This window comes from Cloacibacterium rupense (assembly GCF_014645495.1).
Taxonomy (GTDB): Bacteria; Bacteroidota; Bacteroidia; order Flavobacteriales; family Weeksellaceae; genus Cloacibacterium; species Cloacibacterium rupense.
The window spans coordinates 455,067-478,646 of sequence record NZ_BMLV01000001.1 but is presented as its reverse complement, the minus strand read 5'-3'; the positions used below and the strand labels follow the sequence as shown (position 1 = coordinate 478,646).

Below are 23,580 nucleotides of genomic sequence, written 5' to 3'. Positions count from 1 at the left end.
ATAATTTAATTTTGAGGCATGATGAGTTTTCTTTCTTTTACATAAGAGTTTATAATTCTAAGATTTTCCACATTGTTTATCTTAAAATCTTTTTCAACCTTATCTACATTAATATTTTTTAGGGTAATATTTTCTATTTTAGAATTTTCTAAACCATCTGCAAAGATTACATACTTACCAGCATTTTTTGCGGTAATGTTTTCTAGATAAATGTTTTTAATCTTAGGGATGAAATTTCCGTCTTGGTTTCCATAAACACTATATTTCATAGTAATATGCAATAATGCTTCTTTAACCTGACCTACTGTTATGTTTTTTGCATAAACACCATCTACAAATCCTCCTCTTTTAGTGTTTGTTTTAAGTCTTATTACTCTGTCTAGATTGGGGCTATCCATATAACAGTTATATGCAAATACATTTCTTACACCTGCTGACATTTCACTTCCAATAACTACGCCGCCATGTCCGTCAATCATTTTACAATCTCTAACTATAATATTTTCTGTGGTAATACCTATTCTTCTTCCTTCAGCATCTCTACCTGCTTTTATCGCTATACAATCATCACCCGTATTAAATATTGAATTTTTGATGAGTACATTTTTAGAATATTCAGGGTCACAACCATCATTGTTAGGACCATGACTCTCTATATGCACACCATCTATAATTACATTTTTGCTTTTCATAGGATGGATGATCCAAAACGGAGCATTAATAATTTTTACATCTTTTATCAGTACATTTTCACAACCAAAAGGTTCTATAAAATTAGGTCTTAGATAATGCCCATTCCCAAAAACTCTGTTTTCTACAGGAACATTTTTTTCTGATAATTCCATAAGTCTTGGTAGGTTTTCCTTGTCTAGTTGAGAAGGATTACCATTTGCATATCCATAAGAATTTCCTTCAGATGTAGCCCCTTTCCAAGGCCACCAATTTTCATTATTTCCTTGTCCATTTAATATCCCTTTACCGGTAATAGCTATATTTTTCTTATTATATGCATAGATTAGTGGAGAATAATTCATCAGCTCAATTCCTTCAAATGAAGTTTGTACAATGGGGTAATCATTAGGATTGGTACTGAAAATAATTTCTGCACCATCTTCTAAATGTAGGTTTACATTATCTAATAAATGTATGGCACCAGTTAGAAACTTACCATTAGGCACAATTACTTTGCCTCCTCCATTTTTACTACATTCTTGAATTGCTTTTTTAAAACTTTCTGTAGAAATCGTTTTCCCATCAGCCTTAGCACCGTAATTCAGAATATTGTATTGATTGTTTTTGAATTTAGGTTCTACAATTGATTTTTCAATTTTTTTCATTTCCTCTATTGGGAAATAATTAATATGATCAATATTGTTATTTTGAGCAGAACAAGAGTAAATGATATAAACAGACAAATAGTATAGAATATGTGTAATTCTTTTTTTCATTTTGGTTATTTCTGACTTGTTTTTATAATTTTCTAATATTATTAATGCAATCGATTACAAATATAAACATTTCAATGACATTTGCAAATTATTTTGTAATTACACATCAGACATTAGATAAAATTCTAATTTTCAATGCTTTAAAATTGATTATTTCTTTATTAGTTAATTTATTTAAGAGATTTTAGTATGATTTTGCTAAACATTAATTCCCATTTTTAGTTGCAAAGTTTTATAATTAGACAGATTATACAATTTACGGATAAAAATTCAGAAAAGTAAATTGTCTTTTTTCAATACTAAAATAAACTATATTATTAAATAATGCAATCCATTGAATTATGATTAGTATGTTAATTTTTTTTTGATGTAAATCAAAACAAATATGCATCAAATCACAATTATATTAAAAGTTTATTATCTCAAAAAAAGCAATATTTTTTTCATGAAAATATTCTATCATCATTTTTTTTTAATAAAAAGTTGTAATATGACTTTTAATTGCTAGATTTGTAACTTGTTGCATTCTTAATTCTTTTAAGATTATTAAAACAAATAATCAGATGTCAAAAAAAGTCACCATTTACGATATTGCTAAAAAGCTAAACGTAACAGCTGCTACCGTTTCTAGGGCACTAAATGATAACCCAAAAATTAGTGATTCAACTAAAAAGTTGGTACTAGAGACTGCTGAAAAAATGAATTATAGACAAAATAGGTTGGCTATAGCTTTGAAAAGTGGAAGATCCAACAATATTGGTGTCATAGTCCCTAGAATTAATACTAATTTCTTTGGTTCTGTGATTCGAGGAATAGAAGAAGAACTTAATGCAAGTGGTTATCAGGTTATTATTTGCCAAACTCATAATGATGAAGAAAAAGAGGCGGAAAATGTAGAAACGCTTTTAAATTCTCAGGTTGATGCTATTTTTATGTCAACATCTAGTAGAAATACCATCACTTTTGAGAAAATTTTAAAGAAAAAAATTCCCTTAATTTTCTTTGATAGAAAGAAAACAATGGATAATGTAAGCTCTGTAACGATAGACGATTTTGCTGGTGGATATATTGCAACAAAACATCTAATTGATCAAGGTTGTAAAAAAATTGCGCATATTTCTACAGGTGATTTAAATATCGAAATCTTTAGAGAGCGTTTTGCTGGCTATAAACAAGCCTTGTATGATAATGATTTACCTTTTTCTGAGGACTATGTGCTTTTTACAAAAAGTAATATAGAAGATGGAAGAGAAGCTGTAAAGAAATTGTTTAGTTTAAAAAATAAACCAGATGCTATTTTTTCTGCGAGTGATTTTGTTGCATTAGGTGCAATACAAGAGTTACAAGCAATGAAACTAAAAGTTCCGCAAGATGTAGCGGTGATTGGCTTTAGTAATGAGCCTTTTACTAATTTTCTAGAACTTTCTATAAGTACAATTGATCAGTTTCCGCTTGAAATGGGTAGAATGACAGCTAAAGTTTTTTTAGAACAAATAGACTCTTCTGAAGTAGAAAAAATTCAAAAAAAGGTAGTACTAGAGCCTAAACTAATTATTAGAAAATCATCTAATAGAGGAAAATAGTTTCTTTGTAATGGATTGTATTCAAAAAATACCTATTTTTGTTCTGTTAAAAGCATCATAATATATTATTTATTTGTTTCTGAAAAGAATCTTATGAAATTTATTTAAAAAAGTATAAATAATTTGCTTAGAATTAGAATAATTGTTTTAATTTTGTGCAATCGATTGCAATACTTTTTAATTATGACTAAATATTCTTTCAGATATGCATCGCATCCAGACGATGCTAAAAATTACGATACAAAGCGAATTCGAGAAGAATTTTTACTTGAAAATCTTTTCATTGAAAATGAAATCAATCTAGTATATTCTATGTATGATCGCTTGATTGTAGGTGGAGTAAAACCTTCGGATTCTCCTCTAAAATTAGAAACAATTCCTTATCTGAAATCAGAAAATTTTCTTGATAGAAGAGAATTGGGAGTAGTAAACGTTGGCGAAAAAGGAATAGTGTCAGTAGATGGAGAAGTATTTGAACTTAATAAAAAAGAAGCGTTATATATTGGTATGGGTGCAAAAGAAGTTTTGTTTTCTAATGCAGAAAATAGTCAAGCACTTTTTTACATTAATTCCGCTCCTGCTCATCAGAGATTTCCTAACAAAAAAATTTCTAAAGAAAACGCCATTATAATAGAACTTGGTGAAGAAATGACTGCCAACAAAAGAATTCTTAATAAACTTATTGTAAACGAAATTGTGCAGACTTGTCAATTACAAATGGGGCTTACAGAACTTTTACCAGGTAATATTTGGAACACTATGCCTTCTCATACTCACGAAAGAAGAATGGAAGCCTATTTTTATTTCGATTTAGAAGAAGGGCAAACTGTAGCACATTTTATGGGGCAACCTCACGAAACAAGACATCTTTTTGTACAAAATAATCAAGCCATTTTATCACCAGAATGGTCTATTCATTCAGGTGCAGGCACATCTAATTACTCATTTATTTGGGGAATGGCAGGAGAAAATCTAGATTATGGAGATATGGATATTTGTTCGCCAAATCAATTGAAATAAAATGATAGAGCTTTTTAATTTATCAGGAAAAAATGCCCTTATAACTGGCGGAACGCACGGTTTAGGAATGGCAATGGCAGAAGCTTTGGCGCAAGCAGGAGCATTGCTCATCATTACAGGAACTACCCCTTCTAAAATGGAGGAAGCCCTTAATTATTACCATTCTAAGGGTTATAATGCAAAAGGTTATCTTTTTGATGTTACTAATGAAGAAAATGCTGCAAGATTTGTAGAATTAATCACCCAAGAAGTTGGTAATATTCATATTCTGGTAAACAACGCTGGGATTATAAAGCGTGAACCAGCCATATCAATGCCTGTTTCTGATTTTAGAAAAGTAATAGATGTAGATTTAGTTGGTCCTTTTATTATGTCTCAATTGGTTGCTAAACAGATGATTGAGCGTAGAGAAGGTAAAATAATCAACATCTGTTCTATGATGAGCGAGCTAGGCAGAAATACAGTTTCTGCTTATGCAGCTGCTAAAGGTGGTCTTAAAATGCTAACCAAAAATCTAGCTACAGAATGGGCTAAATATAATATTCAGGTTAATGGGGTAGGACCAGGTTATTTTGCAACATCTCAAACCGAGCCTTTACGTGTAGATGGTCATCCTTTTAATGATTTTATCATCAGTAGAACTCCCGCTGGAAGATGGGGAAATCCAGAAGATTTAGGAGGAACTATTGTTTTTTTGGCTTCTAAAGCAAGTGATTTTGTAAACGGACAAATAATTTATGTAGATGGCGGAATTTTAGCGACCATCGGAAAACCTAATAATGAAGAGTAGAAAATGAGTACAAATTTTATTCACGAGAATTTTCTTTTAGAAAACAAATATGCTGAAGAATTATATCATAATTATTCTAAAAATCAGCCAATTATAGATTATCACAATCATCTTTCGCCAAAATTGATTGCTGAAGACAATGTCTTTAAAAATATTACAGATGTTTGGATTAATGGTGACCATTATAAATGGAGAGCTATGAGAACTCTCGGCATAAATGAAAAGTTCATCACAGGAAATGCATCAGACAAAGAAAAATTTCTACAATGGGGTAAAACAGTGCCTTATACACTTAGAAATCCGCTTTACCATTGGACTCATCTAGAATTAGCCAGATATTTTGACATTTATGATTTATTGAATGAAAAATCTGCCGAAGCTATTTATGAAGAAACTTCAGCAAAAATAAATTCTAAAGAATATTCTTGTCAAAATCTATTAAGAAAAGTAAATGCAAAAGTGGTTTGTACCACCGAAGATCCTACAGATTCACTAGAATACCATCAGCAAATTGCTAAAAATAATTTAGATATAAAAGTAAGTACTTCTTTCCGCCCAGATAAGGCTATTTTAATAGGAAATGAAGGGTATAATGAGTACATTGACTTACTTTCTAAGGTCTCTAATATTGAGATTAATACTTTTGATGATTTGTGTAATGCATTGCACCTAAGAATTGAATTCTTTAACGAAAACGGATGTAAAGTGTCTGACCACGGTTTAGAACAAATCTATTTTGAAGAATTTACAGAATCAGAAATTCAACATATTTTTAATAAGAAAAGAGCCAATCAAGAACTTTCTCAGGATGAGATTTTGAAATTCCAAAGTGCAGTTTTAATCTTTCTTTCCGAAACGTATCACCAATTTGGTTGGGTTCAGCAATTTCACTTAGGAGCTTTAAGAAATAATAATGCCAGAATGCACCGCATTTTAGGGCCAGATACAGGTTGGGATTCTATCGGAGATTTTCCTCAAGCCAGAAAAATATCACAATTTTTAAATGCATTAGATTCTAAAGATAAATTAGCCAAAACCATTTTATACAACCTTAATCCAGCAGATAACGAGGTAATTGCCACTATGATTGGTAATTATAATGACGGAAGTATAAAAGGTAAAGTCCAGTTCGGTTCTGGATGGTGGTTTCTAGACCAAAAAGACGGAATGATTAAGCAAATGAATGCACTATCTAATATGGGACTTATCTCTTGTTTTATAGGAATGCTTACCGATTCTAGAAGCTTTTTATCATTTCCAAGACACGAATATTTCCGTAGGATTTTATGTAATCTTTTAGGAACAGAAATAGAAAAAGGCGAATTGCCAAATGATATGGAATTAGTAGGAAAAATGGTAGCAGATATCAGTTATAATAACGCAAATGAATATTTTAATTTTTAAAAATTAATATACTTTAAATGTTTTTGGAAAGCAAAAATTATCACTGGGAAAAAATAGATGAAAATCTAGAGCGTGCTTTGGTAGGTTATGATTCTTCATTAATGCTTACAGTTGTAAAATTCAAAAAAGGAGGAATAGGTTATCTTCATAAGCATATCCATTCACAAGCGGCATTTATTGCTTCAGGAAAATTTGAAGTACAAATAGACGGCGAAAAAAGAATTTTATCTAGCGGAGATTCTTTCTTTGTTCCAACAGAATTATTACACGGTGTAGTGTGTCTAGAAGAAGGAATGTTGGTAGAGTCTTTCAGCCCGATGAGAGAAGATTTTATAAAATAGTAACAATGAGCAAAATAGTAACATTTGGTGAAATACTACTTCGGTTGTCGCCGCCTAGTCATCTTAGACTTACGCAGGCAACTTCGTTTGACCTATATTATGGTTGTGCCGAAGCCAATGTTGCTGCTTCGTTAGCTAAATTTGGATTTCCTGTAAAATTTATTACTTCGGTTCCTGCAAATGAACTGGGAGAATCTGCTCTTAGTATGTTGCGTTCTTTCGGTGTAGAGCCAGTTGCAAAAATTCAAGGAAAACGTTTAGGAATATATTATTTCGAACAAGGCGCTTCAGAAAGACCAGGAAAAGTAGTATATGACCGGGAAGATTCTTCTTTTTCTATGCTCAGAAAAGGAATGATAGATTGGGAAAAAGCCTTTGAAGGAGCAGATTGGTTTCATTGGTCTGGCATTACACCTTCTCTTTCTTTAGAATTAGCAGAATTATGCGAAGAAGCACTAGAAATAGCTTCTAAAATGGGTCTTACGATTTCGGCAGACCTAAATTACAGACCTACTTTATGGAATTATGGTAAAAAAGCCAATGAAATAATGCCCAATTTAATTAAATACTGTGATTTACTTCTTGGTGGTATTAATGAATCTGAAATTGTTTTAGGGATTTCAAAACAAGAGAATGAGTCTGTAGAATCGGTTTTTTCTAATTGGATGAAAGCATTTCCGAAACTCAAAACAATAGTCACTACCAAAAGATTAAGAGCTAATGCTTCTTCTAATGGAGTGAGTGCAGAATTTTACAATGGCAAAGAGTTTTTGAAATCAAAAGAATATAACATATCTCATATTATCGATAGAATAGGTGCAGGAGATGCGTTTATGGCAGGAATTATCTACGGATTAATTAATTGGCCAAATGACCATCAGTCTGCTTTAGAATTTGCTGTAGCAGCAACTTGTCTTAAACATTCTATATCGGGAGATATTAATTTATCTACTGCCGAAGAAATAAAGGCGCTAATGTCTGGTCACGGCGGCGGAAGAGTATCAAGATAAAAGTAAATTTAAAATAAACACTTTTAAGAATATAAAAATTAAGATTTAACAATGGCAAAAAGAGTAGTAACATTTGGTGAAATTATGTTAAGATTAGCACCACAAGGTTTTTTAAGATTTTCTCAGGCAGACAATTTTGATGTAGTCTATGGAGGAGGAGAGTCTAACGTAGCAGTATCATTGGCTAATTTTGGGATTCCAGTAGATTTTGTAACTCGTTTACCAAAAAATGATATCGGAGAATGCGCAATGATGGAAATGAGAAAAAGAGGAGTAGGTGTAGAAAATATAGTTTGGGGAGGAGATCGTCTTGGGATTTATTTCTTAGAAACTGGCGCAGTAAGCAGAGGAAGTAAGGTAGTGTATGATAGAGCTCACTCTGCAATGTCCGAAATAAAACCAGGAATGGTAGATTGGGAAAAAGTTTTTGAAGGAGTAGAATGGTTCCACTGGACAGGGATTACACCAGCTATTTCTCAGAGTTCAGCAGATGCTTGTTTAGAAGCTGTAAAAGTAGCAAGCAGATTAGGAGTTACCATTTCTACAGATTTGAATTACCGTGCAAAACTTTGGAAATATGGTGGTGATAGAGAAGCTATTATGACAGAACTTACCTCATATTGCGATGTAATTTTAGGAAACGAAGAAGATGCAGAAATGCACTTTGGGATTAAACCAGATGGTGCAGCAGTACAAACTCACGGTCACGATGTAAAAGCGGAAGCATTTTTATCAGTTTGTCAGCAAATGATGAAAAAATTCCCAAGAGCTAAAAAAGTAATTACTACGCTTAGAGGTTCTATTTCTGCGTCTCATAATACTTGGGCAGGCGTTTTATATGATGGCAAAGAAATGCTACAAACCCGTCAGTATCAAATTACAGATATTGTAGATAGAGTAGGTGGTGGAGATTCATTTATGGGAGGTTTAATCTACGGACTTTTAACCTATCCAAATGATGACCAAAGAGCGTTAGATTTTGCTGTAGCAGCATCTTGTCTTAAACATACCATAAAAGGTGATGCAAATCTTGTATCAGTAGATGAAGTAACTAAATTAATGGGCGGAGACGCTTCTGGTAGAGTAGTTAGATAATTAGAAATTATGATTATAGATTCCCTAAAAAACGCCACTCTATATACCAATTTACACCCGTTGTTTGCAAGAGCTTTTGATTATCTTAAAAATGAAGATCTTAACGCCCTCGAAGACGGAACTACAGACTTGGGAGGTGGTTTAAAAGTTATTGTAAGCAGTAAAAAAGGCAAAACTCCAGAAGAAAGTCTATCAAAATTTGAATGCCACGACCAAAATATAGACATTCAATTTTGTGTGAAAGGAGTAGAAAATATCGGCTGGAAACCAAGAGAAAAATGCACCCTTCCTAATGGAGATTATAACCCTGAAAAAGATGTTCGTTTTTACAAAGATTCACCAGATATGTACTTTCAATTAACAGATAATCAGTTTGTAATTTTTTATCCTAATGATGTGCACGCACCTATGATTGGTAATGATATCATCAAAAAAATAGTTTTTAAAGTAAAAATATAATTTAAAATGAATAATTCGCAAAAAGTTTCAGAAGCTATTGTAAATCAAGGGATTCTTCCATTGTATTTCAATGCAGACGAAACAGTTACTATAGAAATTTTAAAATCTGTATATAAAGCAGGAATCCGCGCTATAGAATACACCAATCGTGGTGAAGCTGCTCTTAAGAATTTTACCAAAATGGTAGAAATCAGAAATGCCGAAATGCCAGACTTGCTTTTAGGTGTAGGAACCATCAAAACTTTAGAACAAGCCAAAGATTTTGAAAAAGCAGGAGCAGATTTCTACATCAGTCCAGGATTTGTACCAGAAGTAGCTTCTTATTTAGTGGCTAAAGATTTGTTTTATAGTCCAGGTTGTATGACGCCTACAGAAATTATAACTACTGAAAATGCAGGTATCAAATTCATAAAATTATTCCCAGGAAATATGCTAGGTCCAGAATTTTTAAGCGGAATAAAAGATATTTTCCCTCATCTAAAATTTATGCCAACAGGTGGAGTAGATACCACCAAAGAAAGCATAGAAAGTTGGTACAAAGCAGGCGTTTCTGCGGTAGGAATGGGTAGTAAGCTGATTAGTAAAAAACTAATGGCAGACCAAGATTATGCTACCATAGAAGAAGAAACCAAAAAAGTTTTGGAAGTTATAAAATCCATTAAAAATTCATAAAAATAAAATTATGGAACAAGCATCAACCCAAAAGTCGACCCATTTTAGATGGACTATTGTTGGCTTGCTATTTTTCGCTACTACCGTGAATTATCTAGACAGGCAAGTACTATCTCTCACTTGGAAAGATTTTATAGAACCCGAATTTCATTGGACAAACAATGATTATGGTAATATAACTGCACTTTTTTCTATATTCTATGCTATAAGTATGCTTTTTGCAGGCAAATTTGTAGATTGGATGGATACCAAAAAGGGTTTTCTTTGGGCAATAGGAATTTGGTCTATTGGTGCTGTGTTACATGCTTTTTGTGGAATTGCTACATCTGGAATTATTACAGGTAATTGGTTGGTAAGCTTCGCTGAAGCTAAAGATTTAATTGCCAAAGTAGATAATATCTCATTGATTGTAAATACCAGTGTGGCACTTTTTATTTTTGCTAGACTTATCTTAGCTATTGGTGAAGCAGGTAATTTTCCGGCAGCTATTAAAACAACTGCAGAATACTTTCCTAAAAAAGATAGAGCTCTTGCGACTAGTATTTTTAATGCTGGTGCTACTGTAGGTGCTTTAGCTGCTCCACTCACGATTCCGTTCATTGCAAAAGCTTTAGGTTGGGAAATGGCATTTATTATTATAGGTGCTTTAGGTTTTTTATGGATGGGATTATGGATTTTTTATTACAAAAAACCGCATGTACACCCAAAAGTAAACCATGTAGAACTTGCCTATATACAACAGGATCAGGATGATGTAAAAGATTCTAACGAAGAAGATACTACAAAATTTACTCTAAAACAATGCTTTACCTATAGACAGACTTTGGCATTTGCTTTTGGCAAATTTATGACAGATGGAGTGTGGTGGTTTTATCTATTTTGGACACCAGCTTATCTAAGTTCAGTTTATAAAATGGACAGTACGCAAAGTGCTTTTCCTCTGTTTGTTTTATATATGATTACGCTCTTGTCTATTATTGGAGGTTGGTTGCCAAAATATTTTGTAGATAAGTTAAAACTAAATCCTTATAGTGGTAGAATGAAGGCAATGCTCATTTTTGCATTTTTCCCTTTATTGGCACTTTTTGCGCAACCAGGCGGAGAAATTACTTATTGGATTCCGGTAACTATTATTGGCATTGCAGGTGCAGCACACCAAGCTTGGTCTGCCAATATTTTTTCTACCGTTGGAGATATGTTTCCTAAAAAAGCAATTGCTACTGTAACAGGAATTGGTGGTATGGCAGGTGGAATTGGGTCTTTCATCATCAATAAAGGTTCTGGAGTGCTTTTTGATTATGCTCACAAAACTTGGACTACAGTAGATGGAATCCCTCTATTACAGAAATTTCCAAAATTTGCTACAGAGAGAATTCCTGATCATTTTTTTGAAGATTTACAAAAATCAGGTGCAGTAATTTCAGATGGTATAAATAAAGGATATATGATTATTTTCTCTATTTGTGCAGTTGCATACCTAATCGCTTGGTTTGTGATGAAATCTCTAGTACCTAAATATCAAGTTATTAAATAAAAATCGGTATGGAAACTAAAACTAAACAACTTTTAAATAGAAATTTTATAGGAAAAGAACAACAATATCCTATAAAAGTTCTTCAGTTCGGAGAAGGTAATTTCTTGAGAGCTTTCGTAGATTATGCCTTTTATAGACTTAATAATGAACTGTCTTTTAATGCAGGAATTGCCGTAGTGCAACCATTAGAAGGAGGTATGGTAGATTTAATCGAAAAACAAGATGGTCTGTACACTCTTTTTCTTAACGGAATCAAAAACAAACAACCCATACAAGATATTTATTTAATAGATAATATCGTAAAATGTGTAAATCCTTATAAAAATTTTCAGGATTATCTAGAGATTGCAAAAGCAGATTCTTTAGAATTTGTAATTTCTAATACCACAGAAGCTGGTATAGAATTTATAGATTCTGACATTCCTGATATGAAACCTCCGAAATCTTTCCCTGCAAAACTAGCCGTTTTTCTATACGAAAGATATTGTTTTTTCAAGGGAGATATTTCTAAAGGTTTAGCGATAATTCCTTGTGAATTAATTAATTACAATGCAGATACGCTCAAGAAAGTATTGCTTCAATATTGTGACCTTTGGAATCTAGAAGCAGATTTTAGAAATTGGCTGAATGAAGCTTGTACATTTCATAATACGTTGGTTGACAGGATTGTACCAGGGTATCCTAGAAACGAAATAGAGGAATACAATAGCAAAATAGATTATCAAGATAATATCTTAGTTACTGCAGAACCATTTTTCCTTTGGGTGATTGAAGGAGATGATAAACTAAAAGAAAAAATACCATTTCACAAAATTGATTTAGATGTAAAAATTGTGAAAGATATGCAGCCTTACAGAACCAGAAAAGTAAGAATTCTGAACGGTGCGCATACTGCAATGGTTCCTTTTTCTATAATGTATGGTAACGAAACCGTAAGAGAAACTTTAGATGATACATTTACAGGAGATTTCGTTTCAAATGTAATTTTTAATGAAATTAATCCAGTTTTGGAGCTTGACAGCGAAGAAAAAAAGCAATTTGCAGAGGAGGTTTTAGACCGTTTCAGAAATCCATTCATCAAGCATCTTTTGTCTGATATTGCTCTTAATTCTATTTCTAAGTTTAAAGTTCGCGTATTGCCAACCGTTTTAGAATACATTAAAATCAACCAAAAATTACCAACATATCTTACTTTTTCATTGGCTTGTCTTATTCGTTTTTACAAAAAAGAATGGAACGGAAGTCAGCTTCCTGTAAAAGATACTCAAGATATTGTAGATTTCTTTGACCAAACTTGGAAATCAGGAAATGTGAATGAAGTTGTCTCAAAAACACTCGGAAATACTGAGTTTTGGGAACAAGACCTTAATCAAATTGAAGGCTTAACCGAAGCAATAGAATTTGCACTCCAACAAATCGAAACCAACGGAATTACAGAAGGTTTCACCAATTACAAAGCAAAATATTTGTAAAAAATTCTGAATTATGCAGAAAAAATTATTAAAAGTAAATCCTTCGGATAATGTAATTGTTGCGTTAACAGATCTTTCGCAAGGCGAAAATCTTAATTTTGAAGGAAATGAAATAACCACATTAACTTCTGTAAAAGCGAAGCACAAAATTGCTGAAAAAGATTTTGCAGTAGGAGATAGCATCGTGATGTACGGCGTTTTGGTTGGTAAAGCATTTTTTCCCATTAAAAAAGGGGAAGTAATTACTACAGAAAATGTAAAACATCAAAGCGAAAAAGTAACAGAAAAACAAACTACACTTTCTTGGTCACCTCCCAATGTTGAAAAATGGAAAGATAAAACCTTTCTTGGTTATCACCGCGAAGACGGACAAGTTGGTACTTCTAATGTTTGGTTGTTTTTCCCATTGGTTTTCTGCGAAAATAAAAATATAGAGAAACTAAAAGATATTTTTGAAAGAGAACTTTTACCTAAAAAAGAAGATCCTTATCAATTATTTCTTCGTTCTTTAATTAATGATAAAAGCGAAAATCCTAAACCAGAAACTGTTGAAGAAAACAATACTTTAAATAATATTGAAGTTAAATTCATTACTCATCAAGGTGGTTGTGGTGGCATAAGACAAGATGCCGAAGGTTTGGCGAGACTGTTGGCAGGTTATGTAAATAATCCTAATGTAGCAGGAGCTACTGTTTTGAGTTTGGGTTGCCAGAATTTACAAGTAGAAATTTTCAAAAGAGTTTTAAATGAAATAAATCCTAATTTCAACAAAGAAATTCTAATTTACGAACAACAACAAATAGGTACGGTAGATAAGATGTTGCCTATGGTAATCAAAGATTCTTATGAAGCCATTAAAAGAGCCAACCAAATCGAAAGAAAACCCGCGCCTTTATCAAAATTGACTATTGGTCTGGAATGTGGTGGTTCTGATGGTTTTTCAGGGATTTCTGCAAATCCTTCATTAGGGGTAGTTTCGGATATTATGGTGGCGCTTGGTGCGAAAACAATATTGGCAGAGTTCCCAGAATTGTGTGGAGTAGAGCAAGAATTGATGGATAGATGTGTAGATGAAACCAAAGCTAATAAATTTTTGTCTTTGATGAAGGCTTTTGAAAAATCTGTGGTAGATGCTGGTTCTGGTTTTGATATGAATCCATCTCCTGGAAATATAAAAGATGGTCTAATTACAGATGCTATGAAATCTGCAGGTGCTGCCAAAAAAGGTGGAACTGCTCCCATTGTAGATGTTCTAGATTACGGAGAATATATTTCTGAAAGTGGTCTGAATTTACTAAATACACCAGGTAATGATGCAGAGTGTACTACAGCTCTGGTAGGTTCTGGTGCCACTGTTGTGCTTTTTACCACAGGTCTAGGAACAGGTATGGGAAATCCTATTGCACCAGTTCTTAAGATTTCATCTAATACACAATTAGCAGAAAAAATGAATGATATTATCGATGTAAATGCAGGAGAAATTATCAGTGGAACCAAATCCATTAATGATGTAGCAGAAGATATTATCAATTACATAATAGAAGTTGCAAGCGGAAGAATTGTTTCTAAAGCAGATCAACAGAGACAAGATGTTTTCATTCCTTGGAAACGTGGGGTTTCTTTGTAAAATTTATATTATAATTCGGTTAATCATTTTATAAAAAAAGCAGCCAAGATATAAATTCTAGCTGCTTTTAATTTTATATAATCTGAGTCTTATTAATTCAACAAACCAAAAACTTGTTTTGCTATTTCTAATTCTTCATTGGTAGGAATAACTAGAATTTTAGCTTTAGAAGTATCTTTATTAATGGCTCTTATCTCTTTAGATCTAGGCGCATTCTTTTCTGCATCAATCTCTAAACCAAAAAATTCCATGTTTTTACATACTAAATTTCTAAGAAATGGAGAATTTTCTCCAACCCCAGCAGTAAAAACGATAGCATCTAGCCCACCCATTACTGCAGTATACGCTCCGATAAATTTTTTAATTCTATAAGCATTCATTTCTAGAGCTAAAATACAATCTCTATCGCCTTCTTCTGCACGGGATTCTATATCTCTTAAGTCACTGAAACCTGTTAAGCCTAGCATACCACTTTTCTTTTGTAGAAGGTCATTTATTTCATCTAAAGAATATCCTAATCCATTGAGATAAAATATGATAGAATGGTCTATATCTCCACTTCTAGTTCCCATAATCAAGCCATTAGCTGGCCCAAAGCCCATAGAGTGGTCTACACTTTTGCCATCTTTAACAGCGGTAATACTACATCCATTTCCTAGATGAATGGTAATGATTTTAGATTCTTTAGTATTTAAAAATTCTTGAGCTCTCTCTGAAACGAATTTGTGACTGGTACCATGGAAACCATATTGTCTGATTCCATATTTTTTTGAAATTTCATTCGGAATGGCAAATTTGTGAGCTACTTCAGGAATTGTTTGAAAAAATGCAGTATCGAAAATACCAACTTGAGTAGCATTGTCAAAAATTTCTTCAGCTACATTGATTCCTTGTAGATTGGCGGGATTATGTAAAGGAGCTAAAGAAAATAGGCTTTTCACTTTTTCTTTCACTTCTTCATTGATGATGACAGGGTCTGAGAATTGGTCTCCACCATGTACCACTCTGTGACCTACTGCAGTAATTTCTGAAGTGTCTTTAATAACTCCTACGGTTGAATCTACTAATAATTCTGCAATTTTTTTGAGTCCAGCTTTATGGTTTTCTATCGATAAGACCTCTTGGATTTTAGTTCTAGAATTGTCATAAATTAAGTTAGAATCTCCTAATCCTATTCTGTCTATCAAGCCAGAACAAATTACTTTTTGATCAGGCATTGCAATCATTTGGAATTTAATAGAAGAACTTCCTGTATTGATGATGATAATATTCATTATTTATTTTTTTTAGATACTTTGTGCTTGTATTGCGGTAATAATTACGGTATTGATGATGTCATCTATGGTACAACCTCTGCTTAAGTCGTTTACAGGTTTATTGAGGCCTTGTAACATAGGGCCAATTGCTAGAGCACCTGTTTCTCTTTGTACAGCTTTGTAAGTGTTGTTTCCTGTATTTAAATCAGGGAAAATTAATACACTAGCTTGTCCTGCAACTTCAGAGTTTGGCAATTTACTTTTTCCAACAGTCATATCTACCGCTGCGTCATATTGAATTGGTCCTTCAATTTTTAAATCTGGACGTTTTAGACGAACAATTTCAGTTGCATTTCTTACTTTGTCTACATCATCTCCTTTACCAGATGTTCCTGAAGAGTAGGATAGCATCGCAATTTTTGGTTCTATACCAAAAGCTATACTAGATTCTGCAGAAGAAATAGCAATTTCAGCCAATTGTTCTGCAGTAGGATTAGGATTGATGGCACAGTCACCAAAAACAGATACTCTATTTTCTAAACACATAAAGAATACTGAGGAAACAATTTTGCAATCAGGTTTGGTTTTCACAAATTGAAGTGCTGGTAAAATCGTATGTTGTGTAGTGTGTGCTGCACCAGAAACCATACCATCTGCATGTCCTTTATAAACCATCATGGTTCCGTAATAAGATACGTCTTCCATTAAATCCTGAGCCATAGCAAGGGTAACATTTTTCTCTTTTCTTAGTTCATAATAGGTTTCGCTATAGTTTTCATAATCCAAAGATTCATTAGGTAAAACAATATTCAGTTTAGAATAATCAAGATTTATTTTGAGCTCAGCAGCTCTTTTTTCTATTTCTTTTCTTGAACCAATTACAGTGAGGTCTACAACATCCATTTCTTGAAGTCTTGCGATAGCTACTAAAATTCTATCATCATTTCCTTCAGGTAAAACAATATGTTTTCTTTGTTTTCTGGCTTGTTTCAATAAATTGTATTGGAACATACGTGGTGTAATGCCATCTACTTCGAAAGTAACTAATTTTTCTGAAAGTTCTTCTAGATTCACATGTTTTTGGAAAACCTGAATAGAGGTTTCTATTTTCTTAATATTATCTGCGTAGATTTTTGATTTGATAGCTCCTATCTTATTGGCAATGAGGTAAGTGCCATCTTCTACTGAAGCAATAGGTACAATATCTGAAAGACCTTCAATCAATTTCATAATTGTATCTTCAGGGATAATTCCTCCGGTGAGAATAATTCCAGAAATTGACGGGTAATTGATAGATTGGTTTGCTTGTAATGCTCCTAAAATTATGTCTGCACGGTCACCAGGTGTAATGACAAGTCCTTTTTCTGTGATATGTTGCAGATAGTTTCTCAATTGCATAGCACCTACACTGAAACTTTCGACTTGGTTATTGATGTTTTTTTCACCAAATAACAATTTACCGTCTAGTTCTTTCACTATTTCCTTAAAAGTAGGGCTGTCTAAACTTTTTACAACAGGTATGTCGTAAGTGAGGGTGGTTTCAGGGAAATTATTTTTTAATTTAACTTTAATTATTTCTCTATCATCAGCATTTACTTTGTTGGCAATAATGGCCAAAACATCTACATCTTTATCATTAAAGGTATTGTAAGTAAGACTTAGGGTGTCTATTAATTCTTCATGGGTCTTATTCTCTCCTGAGCCAACTATTGTTACGGGTATACCTAAATTTTTAGCAATCAAAACATTGATATCTAATTCTATTGCAGTACCTTCCCCAGAAAAACTAGTACCTTCTACCAAGACAAAATCAAATTGATCTTCCAGTTTTTTGTATTTTTCTATAATAAGGTCTATTACAGAATCTATATTTCCATTATTTTTTTCTTTAATCAATCTGCTTTTAGTAATTGCATAAGCGTCATCATAGGGAATTTCTAATTTAAAATAATCAATCACGGTTTGTATATGACTGTCTATTTTATCATCTTCGGTATCTTCTATAATTGGTCTAAAATAACCAACTTTAGTAGCCTTGCCAATGAGCATACTCATCATGCCAAGTGTAATGGCAGATTTCCCACTATGAGGCTCATTGGTAGTGATGTAAATTGCTTTATTCATAAGATTTTATTTACTTTAAAGAATTATTATTTCGGAATGATGGAAAATTAGTTTGTATAGAGATATTACTCCTTAAAAACCATTGCAAAATTACGAATATTAAAAATAATAATCTATTGAGAAATATCAGAATTTAAAAGAATTTTCACGATTTGAAAATGTCAATTACACAATAGATGTAGCCCTATAGGCTTATTTGATGAATATTAAACAATTGATTAAGGTTAATTATTGATACATATTCATCAATAATAATAAAACTTTAAATATCTTGCATTTTTTCAAAATCATAATCTATATATTGTTAAATGAGATAAATCATAATAATTTTGTGTTTTGTTCATTATTAATTTGAAAGAAATAATCAAAAAACAATATAAAATGTTAAAAAACGTTAAATAATTTAGTTATTTCACAAAAAAGCCTCACCAAATATTGATGAGGCATGCAGTATAAAAGTTAATGTTTCACCCTTAAAATTTATACACTACAAATCTAATAAAATTGTTTTGCTTTATCCAAATAATTATTATCAATAAATGAAGATTGAATTAGAATATAATTTGTAATTTTAAAATAAAAATGAAAACAAATTTTATTCTTTTTTTAGCTTTTTTCATATTTATATCTTGTGAAAATAAATCGTCTCTAAAAAATAATTTAGAGGTGTCTAAAACCGATACTATCTTGCAGAAAGATGGTAAAATTCTTACCTACAATGTGTTTCCTAAGAAATTACTAAAAATAAAAAGAGACAAAACCACATACAGTTTAGTTTATCATAAGAGAATAGAAAAAATAGTAGAATACTATCTTGATAAAAGTACACTTCATCATGTAAAATTTCAAATAAAAAATCCGAATGCCAAACTTGGTTACTCTACAGAAGAGACCGATTGGGAAGGGGTGAAATATACTCAGATAGGGATTTTCAATAGACCTGAGAAAAACATTACTACATTTCAGTGGTTATTTTACGAACCAAAATCACAACAAATCTATGAGTTTGACGTTCCTAAAAACAAACCAATATTGTTTATTTATAAATAAATCTTAATGAAAATAAAAGAACTACAAAACATTTTAAACACTCAACCTTCTGTTTCAGGAAATACTTTTTTCATCTTTTTGATTTGGGGACTTTCTTGGCTTTTTGCAATCACTTTTCTTGTTTTGGGAATCGGACTTTTGCTAGAGAGTGCTTTGCATTACAAAATATTTTTAGATTTTGTTTCGAGACAAATAAATCTGGTTTTAGACCAAGAACAACGCTGGAAAATATCTACCAGCTTTGGGATTATTTCTTTGGTTTTAGCATTTATTTTCGTTGGGATGATTTTTATTTCAAAAATGGTTTTAGTGAGAAATCATTTTATCATTCAGATTGAAGATTGGCTGCTATCTGAATTTAAAGATGTAAAAGTTAAAACCCGAAAAACTAGAAAATAAATGGAATTATTTTTTTAGTTTTTTGCTGATAAAATCTATAATTTTCAAATTTTTCCGTTAATAGTTTTTCTTCCCAATGTAGCTTGATAAGCAAATTTAATGATAGAATAGTATAAGTGAGTATATTGATGAAATCTGTTTTTTGGATTACATATCCCAAGCAAAGCATTAATACTGCCAAATACATAGGATGTCTTATGAAACCATAAGGCCCATTATTTACTAATTCTGCTTTCTTCCTAGGAATTGGACTAATCGTAAATTTACTTTTACTCATGCTATAAAGTGCCCAAAAACCAATAGCAACACTTAAGAAAACAAGAGCGTTTCCAAAATTAAAAGTTGCTTCTAGATTGGTTCTATAGATTATAATACCAATAGCGCTAAACTGTACTACAATAAGAAGTGTAGCAAAAATCTGTTTTTTCAAAAAATTATATCTAAATTGCAGTATAAAAATACAAAATATTATGAAAACCATTATTAAACTTCTTATTACGGCTCTTGTAGCTTTTTTGTTGTCTAGAATTCTAAACGGTGTACATGTTGCAGATTTTACTTCTGCAGTTATCTTTGCTATTGTTTTGGGTTTATTAAATCTAATTGTAAGGCCAATTCTGTCATTGTTTTCTCTACCAATTACGATACTTACATTGGGTCTTTTTTCTTTGGTTATCAATGCAGTTATTGTACTATTAGCAGCACATTTTACAACGGGTATTAAAGTAGATGGCTTTTGGTGGGCATTTATTTTTAGTATAGCCTTATCTATTATTACATCAATTTTAGAAAGTTTATTGTTTAGTAATAAAAATTAAAATTATTTAAAATAAATACTTTAGCATTATAAATCATTTATTTTATATAAAAAAGGCCTCAGATAACTGAGGCCTTTTTTGTTATTCTTTTATAAATTGTTCTATTACAATTTTTCCATCGGTCTGTAATAGTTTTAAATAATACATTCCTGTGATTAATCTAGAAACTAAAATTTGATTATTTTGTAAATCTTTTTGTTCTACCAAATTTCCTGAACCATCATAGATTGCATATTTCAGGAATTTTTTATCTGCTTTAATGCTTAATTTGTTTTTAGCAGGGTTTGGATAAAGTATTATTTTTTCTTTATTCTTAAGTTCATCTGTTGCTAAAACCACACCGTTATTCCAATCATACCAATAATCTGCTGTTATACCAGTTAAATCAGCTGTTTGATTAGTGCCAACACCTCCGTTACCATTATTGAAGATTACATTTAGTGAAGTAGCGCTTGGAAAACTATATTTGTACCAACCATTGCTATCCGCAATCATGTTTACACCTGGCCAAGTAGCTGCTGGAATATTGCCACCTACAACATTCCAATAATATACTTTTGGAGTTACACCAGACCATCCTGGTTTTGTAGTGTCAGGTTTAAAATGTACAGTAATACCTGCATTTGTAAAGCTGTAGTTTTCTGATTTTGTTGTTGAAAAAACGCCAGACGCATTTTTTGCAATAGCTTTTAGCGTGGTATTAGAGGTGATATTTAAAGTGCCATTAGATACAAATGATAAAGATGATACATTTGGCGTACTTCCATCTGTTGTATAGTAAATTATAGGATTAGCATCTGTAGTATCTGTAGCTTTCAGATTCACAGCAACGGTAGTTCCAGAGCTAAATGTACCTCCAGCTGGAGAAATGGTAAGACAAGGATTAGAAATAGTAGGTGGAGTAGTAAGCCAAGAATTGGTTGTCCCATCATAATAAGATGTTTCGCTAGCAGATAAGTCTGCTGTTTGGTTACCAGTTCCGCCAGTTCCATTGTTAAAGATTAATTTTGTAGAAGAAACTCCTGTAAATGTATATTGATACCAACCATCACAACTAGCAATCATAGCATTTCCTGGCCATGTTGTTGATGCAACCGAACCTGTAGGAACTGCATCCCAGTGGTGAATTTTTGGTGCAGTTGTCCAAGAAGTTGGAGGCTTAAAATATACGGTAAAGCTAGGAACAGCGCCAATATAATATGTTTTTGAAGAAATTTCAGAAACGTTTCCATCAGCATCCTTGGCAAATACTTTTACTGTAGTTGTTTGTGTTATGTTAATAGTAACAGTCTTTACTGCTGAAGCAGAACTTTCTGTAGGTTTAGAGCCATCAATAGTATAGTACAACGTAGGATTAGCATCATTAGAATCTGTAGCTGAAATGGTAACATCTAAAGCTGTTGCAGAATAATTGTTTTCTGGTGTGAATGATACTTTAGGAGCTACGTCTAGATTTTTACCTACCCAAACATGTTGAATTTTTGTTTTGATAACGTTTCCTTTTGTATCTGTAACTTCTATGTAGTAATCTAAAAGTTTTTCAGAAATTCCATTAATTTCTGCCCAATATAAATCAGCAATATAATCTGGAAGCATAAAAAAAGATACTTCAGGGTTATTGGTGATGTTATCTTTAGGCATGATTCTTTTGTTCATATTTGTAGAAATCCATGTTCCTACTTCACTTCCACCTGCGTATGTTTCGTTTTGATTAGAATTTAAAGGGTTTTTACCATCACCATCAATTCTATATTTAAGAACAGCAGATTGAATACCAGAAACATCAAAAGCAAGAGTCCAAACAGCAAAATCAGCTTTATTTAGTTTTTGTTGATAGCCATAATTCGGACCAAAACCTATTTCCCCTGGGTTATAAGGATATCTCTGTGGGATAAGTACAGATGGTTTTGTATTGTCTGTATTTGGGTGAGCATTAATTGTTTTTTTAGCATATTCTATAGCTCTATTTGCAGCAAGTGTTGCTTTAATTTCTAAATCTAAAGCTAAACCGTAATAGGCATTTCCGCTGTCATAACCTGGTAATAAAAAATGCCAAGCTTTTGCAGCATCTGGTGATGAAGAAGTAGGAGAAACTACATCTGCAATATTAACTCCACCATTTAATTCTTCTGCCATTTTACAATAATTATCACCTGCAAAGAGTACGGCTTGATTTCTTACATCTTCAGTCCAACCATTTGGGTCAAATTTAGATTTGTCTGTTTGGTCATATAAAGGCCAAAACCAATTGATATATTGTGGAGAACCCCAATCATTGGCTGCATTAAACCAAGAGCCATCTTCTACTTTTACAACATCATTTTCTGGAACGGGATGGTCTGCTAGATATTGGTCTATTGTAGTGGGAACATATCCTTTACTAGCTGCTTCGTTAGAAAATCCAGATACAGCTTCGCCGTAATAACTAGCACCACCTCCCCAAGCATTGTCTCCATCGTGTGCTAATAAGACCAATTGAGGTCTTCCGTCTGCATTTGGATAAGGGTTGATATTGGTATCTATATTACCTGTTCCTTGTTGCGAAAAACCATCTCTATAGCTATCTAAATCAGCCATAGGTACGACATTAATTTTATGTTCTGAGCCAGTTTCAGGATCTACGTATTTCGCTTTATGAGGAGTAAAACAATAGGGTGCTGCAAATTGACCACCTCGTCCATCAATTTGTCCGTTATGCCAATTTACTCCTAGTGTTTCTACTTTATCTGCTTTGTTTGGAGGGTCTATATTGCAACCATTGGTTCCAAACACTAATGGATAATCTGCTAGTGTTCTGGCAAGATGCGAATTAGCTACAACAGTCCAATTAAAACCTTCTTCTTTTAAAACTTTGATAATATTTTCAGAAAAGGATGCCTCTGCTGGCCAATAACCATTAGAGAAATATCCAAATTGTTGAGTTTGATAATATTTGTGTGCTTGTATTTCTTTCTTTAAAACTTCATCAGAAGCAAGTGGAGAAAGGGTGTGGTGCATAGTAAAACCCATTAAGTCTAATCTAGGTTTACCACCAGAAGTGAGCCAAGAGTGTGCTTCGTTTACACCATTTTTCCATCCAGTAGAGTATCCCCATTGATTAAAAATCCCCAGAGAATTAATGTTTTCCATTAATGAACCGCCATAAGTAATTTGTGCACCAGCTTTTGGTAGATGCTTAATACTATTTACGGCATTTCTAGGTTGGTACTGATAAGCATTTACTCTGTCTGATAAACCAAAAATTTCTTCTAAATTGTTGGTAGGGTGTGCAATACCGTCAGAATAGGTGTTTTGTCCTGACATTTTAAGGTCTTGAGACTCTTTTACCATTTGGTAACGGTTAGGGTCTGCTTTGCTTTTTTCTCCCCAATAAGTTGGTTGGTGCATATGCCACAGATAGGTGGTATGTACCTGAGCGCCTAATATTCCTGAGAGGAATAATAGGGAATGTAGAATTTTCTTCATATAAAACTGATAC

Annotated in this window: 20 protein-coding genes; 15 read left to right on the top strand and 5 right to left on the bottom strand. The window is 32.5% G+C overall.

The annotated features are described in order from the left end of the window. Positions 1-5: 5 nt before the first annotated feature. The gene (locus IEW40_RS02180) at positions 6-1,448 is read right to left on the bottom strand and encodes a glycoside hydrolase family 28 protein (protein WP_188616438.1); all 1,443 of its coding nucleotides are present in this window, start codon (positions 1,446-1,448) and stop codon (positions 6-8) included. Positions 1,449-2,011: 563 nt separating this feature from the next. Between IEW40_RS02180 and IEW40_RS02175 the strand changes: the two genes are divergently transcribed. The 12 genes from IEW40_RS02175 (at position 2,012) to IEW40_RS02120 (ending at position 14,455) form a co-directional block, all read left to right on the top strand. Next, on the top strand, positions 2,012-3,031 hold the full coding sequence (locus tag IEW40_RS02175) for a LacI family DNA-binding transcriptional regulator (RefSeq protein WP_188616437.1): 1,020 nt from the start codon (positions 2,012-2,014) through the stop codon (positions 3,029-3,031). A gap of 183 nt (positions 3,032-3,214) precedes the next feature. Beyond that, positions 3,215-4,051: a 5-dehydro-4-deoxy-D-glucuronate isomerase gene (gene kduI, locus IEW40_RS02170; RefSeq protein WP_188616436.1), complete on the top strand. Its 837-nt coding sequence runs from the start codon at positions 3,215-3,217 to the stop codon at positions 4,049-4,051. A 1-nt stretch (position 4,052) separates the two neighbouring features. Continuing rightward, positions 4,053-4,841 carry a gluconate 5-dehydrogenase gene (locus tag IEW40_RS02165; RefSeq protein WP_188616435.1) on the top strand — a complete coding sequence of 263 codons (789 nt, stop codon included), beginning with the start codon at positions 4,053-4,055 and terminating at the stop codon, positions 4,839-4,841. A 3-nt stretch (positions 4,842-4,844) separates the two neighbouring features. Next, a complete protein-coding gene (gene uxaC, locus IEW40_RS02160; protein ID WP_188616434.1) occupies positions 4,845-6,245 on the top strand; it encodes a glucuronate isomerase in 1,401 nt (466 codons plus the stop codon). 17 nt (positions 6,246-6,262) lie between these two features. Then, entirely contained in the window at positions 6,263-6,586 is a 324-nt protein-coding gene (locus IEW40_RS02155) for a cupin domain-containing protein (RefSeq protein ID WP_188616433.1), read from the top strand. Between the two features lie 5 nt (positions 6,587-6,591). After that, complete coding sequence (locus tag IEW40_RS02150; protein WP_188616432.1) at positions 6,592-7,596, top strand: sugar kinase; 1,005 nt, start codon at positions 6,592-6,594, stop codon at positions 7,594-7,596. A 51-nt stretch (positions 7,597-7,647) separates the two neighbouring features. Continuing rightward, positions 7,648-8,691: a sugar kinase gene (locus tag IEW40_RS02145; protein WP_188616431.1), complete on the top strand. Its 1,044-nt coding sequence runs from the start codon at positions 7,648-7,650 to the stop codon at positions 8,689-8,691. A gap of 9 nt (positions 8,692-8,700) precedes the next feature. After that, positions 8,701-9,150: a NanQ anomerase/TabA/YiaL family protein gene (locus IEW40_RS02140; protein ID WP_188616430.1), complete on the top strand. Its 450-nt coding sequence runs from the start codon at positions 8,701-8,703 to the stop codon at positions 9,148-9,150. Positions 9,151-9,156: 6 nt separating this feature from the next. Next, positions 9,157-9,822 (top strand): bifunctional 4-hydroxy-2-oxoglutarate aldolase/2-dehydro-3-deoxy-phosphogluconate aldolase, encoded by a 666-nt coding sequence (locus IEW40_RS02135; RefSeq protein WP_188616429.1) that lies wholly within the window; start codon positions 9,157-9,159, stop codon positions 9,820-9,822. Positions 9,823-9,832: 10 nt separating this feature from the next. Next, a complete protein-coding gene (locus IEW40_RS02130) occupies positions 9,833-11,356 on the top strand; it encodes an MFS transporter (RefSeq protein ID WP_188616428.1) in 1,524 nt (507 codons plus the stop codon). Between the two features lie 8 nt (positions 11,357-11,364). Continuing rightward, the gene (locus tag IEW40_RS02125; protein ID WP_188616427.1) at positions 11,365-12,828 is read left to right on the top strand and encodes a tagaturonate reductase; all 1,464 of its coding nucleotides are present in this window, start codon (positions 11,365-11,367) and stop codon (positions 12,826-12,828) included. A 13-nt stretch (positions 12,829-12,841) separates the two neighbouring features. After that, positions 12,842-14,455: a UxaA family hydrolase gene (locus IEW40_RS02120; RefSeq protein ID WP_188616426.1), complete on the top strand. Its 1,614-nt coding sequence runs from the start codon at positions 12,842-12,844 to the stop codon at positions 14,453-14,455. Between the two features lie 92 nt (positions 14,456-14,547). On the opposite strand, the gene IEW40_RS02115 is transcribed toward IEW40_RS02120, so the two are convergent. After that, the gene (locus tag IEW40_RS02115; RefSeq protein ID WP_188616425.1) at positions 14,548-15,729 is read right to left on the bottom strand and encodes an acetate/propionate family kinase; all 1,182 of its coding nucleotides are present in this window, start codon (positions 15,727-15,729) and stop codon (positions 14,548-14,550) included. A 12-nt stretch (positions 15,730-15,741) separates the two neighbouring features. Then, on the bottom strand, positions 15,742-17,835 hold the full coding sequence (gene pta / locus IEW40_RS02110) for a phosphate acetyltransferase (RefSeq protein WP_188616424.1): 2,094 nt from the start codon (positions 17,833-17,835) through the stop codon (positions 15,742-15,744). 582 nt (positions 17,836-18,417) lie between these two features. On the opposite strand from pta, the gene IEW40_RS02105 reads away from it, so the two are divergent. Both IEW40_RS02105 and IEW40_RS02100 read left to right on the top strand, forming a co-directional pair. Then, entirely contained in the window at positions 18,418-18,885 is a 468-nt protein-coding gene (locus IEW40_RS02105) for a hypothetical protein (protein WP_188616423.1), read from the top strand. A 6-nt stretch (positions 18,886-18,891) separates the two neighbouring features. After that, a complete protein-coding gene (locus IEW40_RS02100) occupies positions 18,892-19,284 on the top strand; it encodes a hypothetical protein (protein ID WP_188616422.1) in 393 nt (130 codons plus the stop codon). Here IEW40_RS02100 and IEW40_RS02095 read toward each other — a convergent pair. After that, positions 19,274-19,714, bottom strand: a complete 441-nt coding sequence (locus IEW40_RS02095) for a methyltransferase family protein (RefSeq protein ID WP_188616421.1) — start codon at positions 19,712-19,714, stop codon at positions 19,274-19,276. The genes IEW40_RS02100 and IEW40_RS02095 overlap by 11 nt on opposite strands. A 40-nt stretch (positions 19,715-19,754) precedes the next feature. Between IEW40_RS02095 and IEW40_RS02090 the strand changes: the two genes are divergently transcribed. Next, the gene (locus IEW40_RS02090) at positions 19,755-20,102 is read left to right on the top strand and encodes a phage holin family protein (protein ID WP_188616420.1); all 348 of its coding nucleotides are present in this window, start codon (positions 19,755-19,757) and stop codon (positions 20,100-20,102) included. Between the two features lie 81 nt (positions 20,103-20,183). Here IEW40_RS02090 and IEW40_RS02085 read toward each other — a convergent pair whose 3' ends face one another. Further along, positions 20,184-23,567 carry a starch-binding protein gene (locus tag IEW40_RS02085; RefSeq protein WP_188616419.1) on the bottom strand — a complete coding sequence of 1,128 codons (3,384 nt, stop codon included), beginning with the start codon at positions 23,565-23,567 and terminating at the stop codon, positions 20,184-20,186. Positions 23,568-23,580 lie beyond the last annotated feature (13 nt).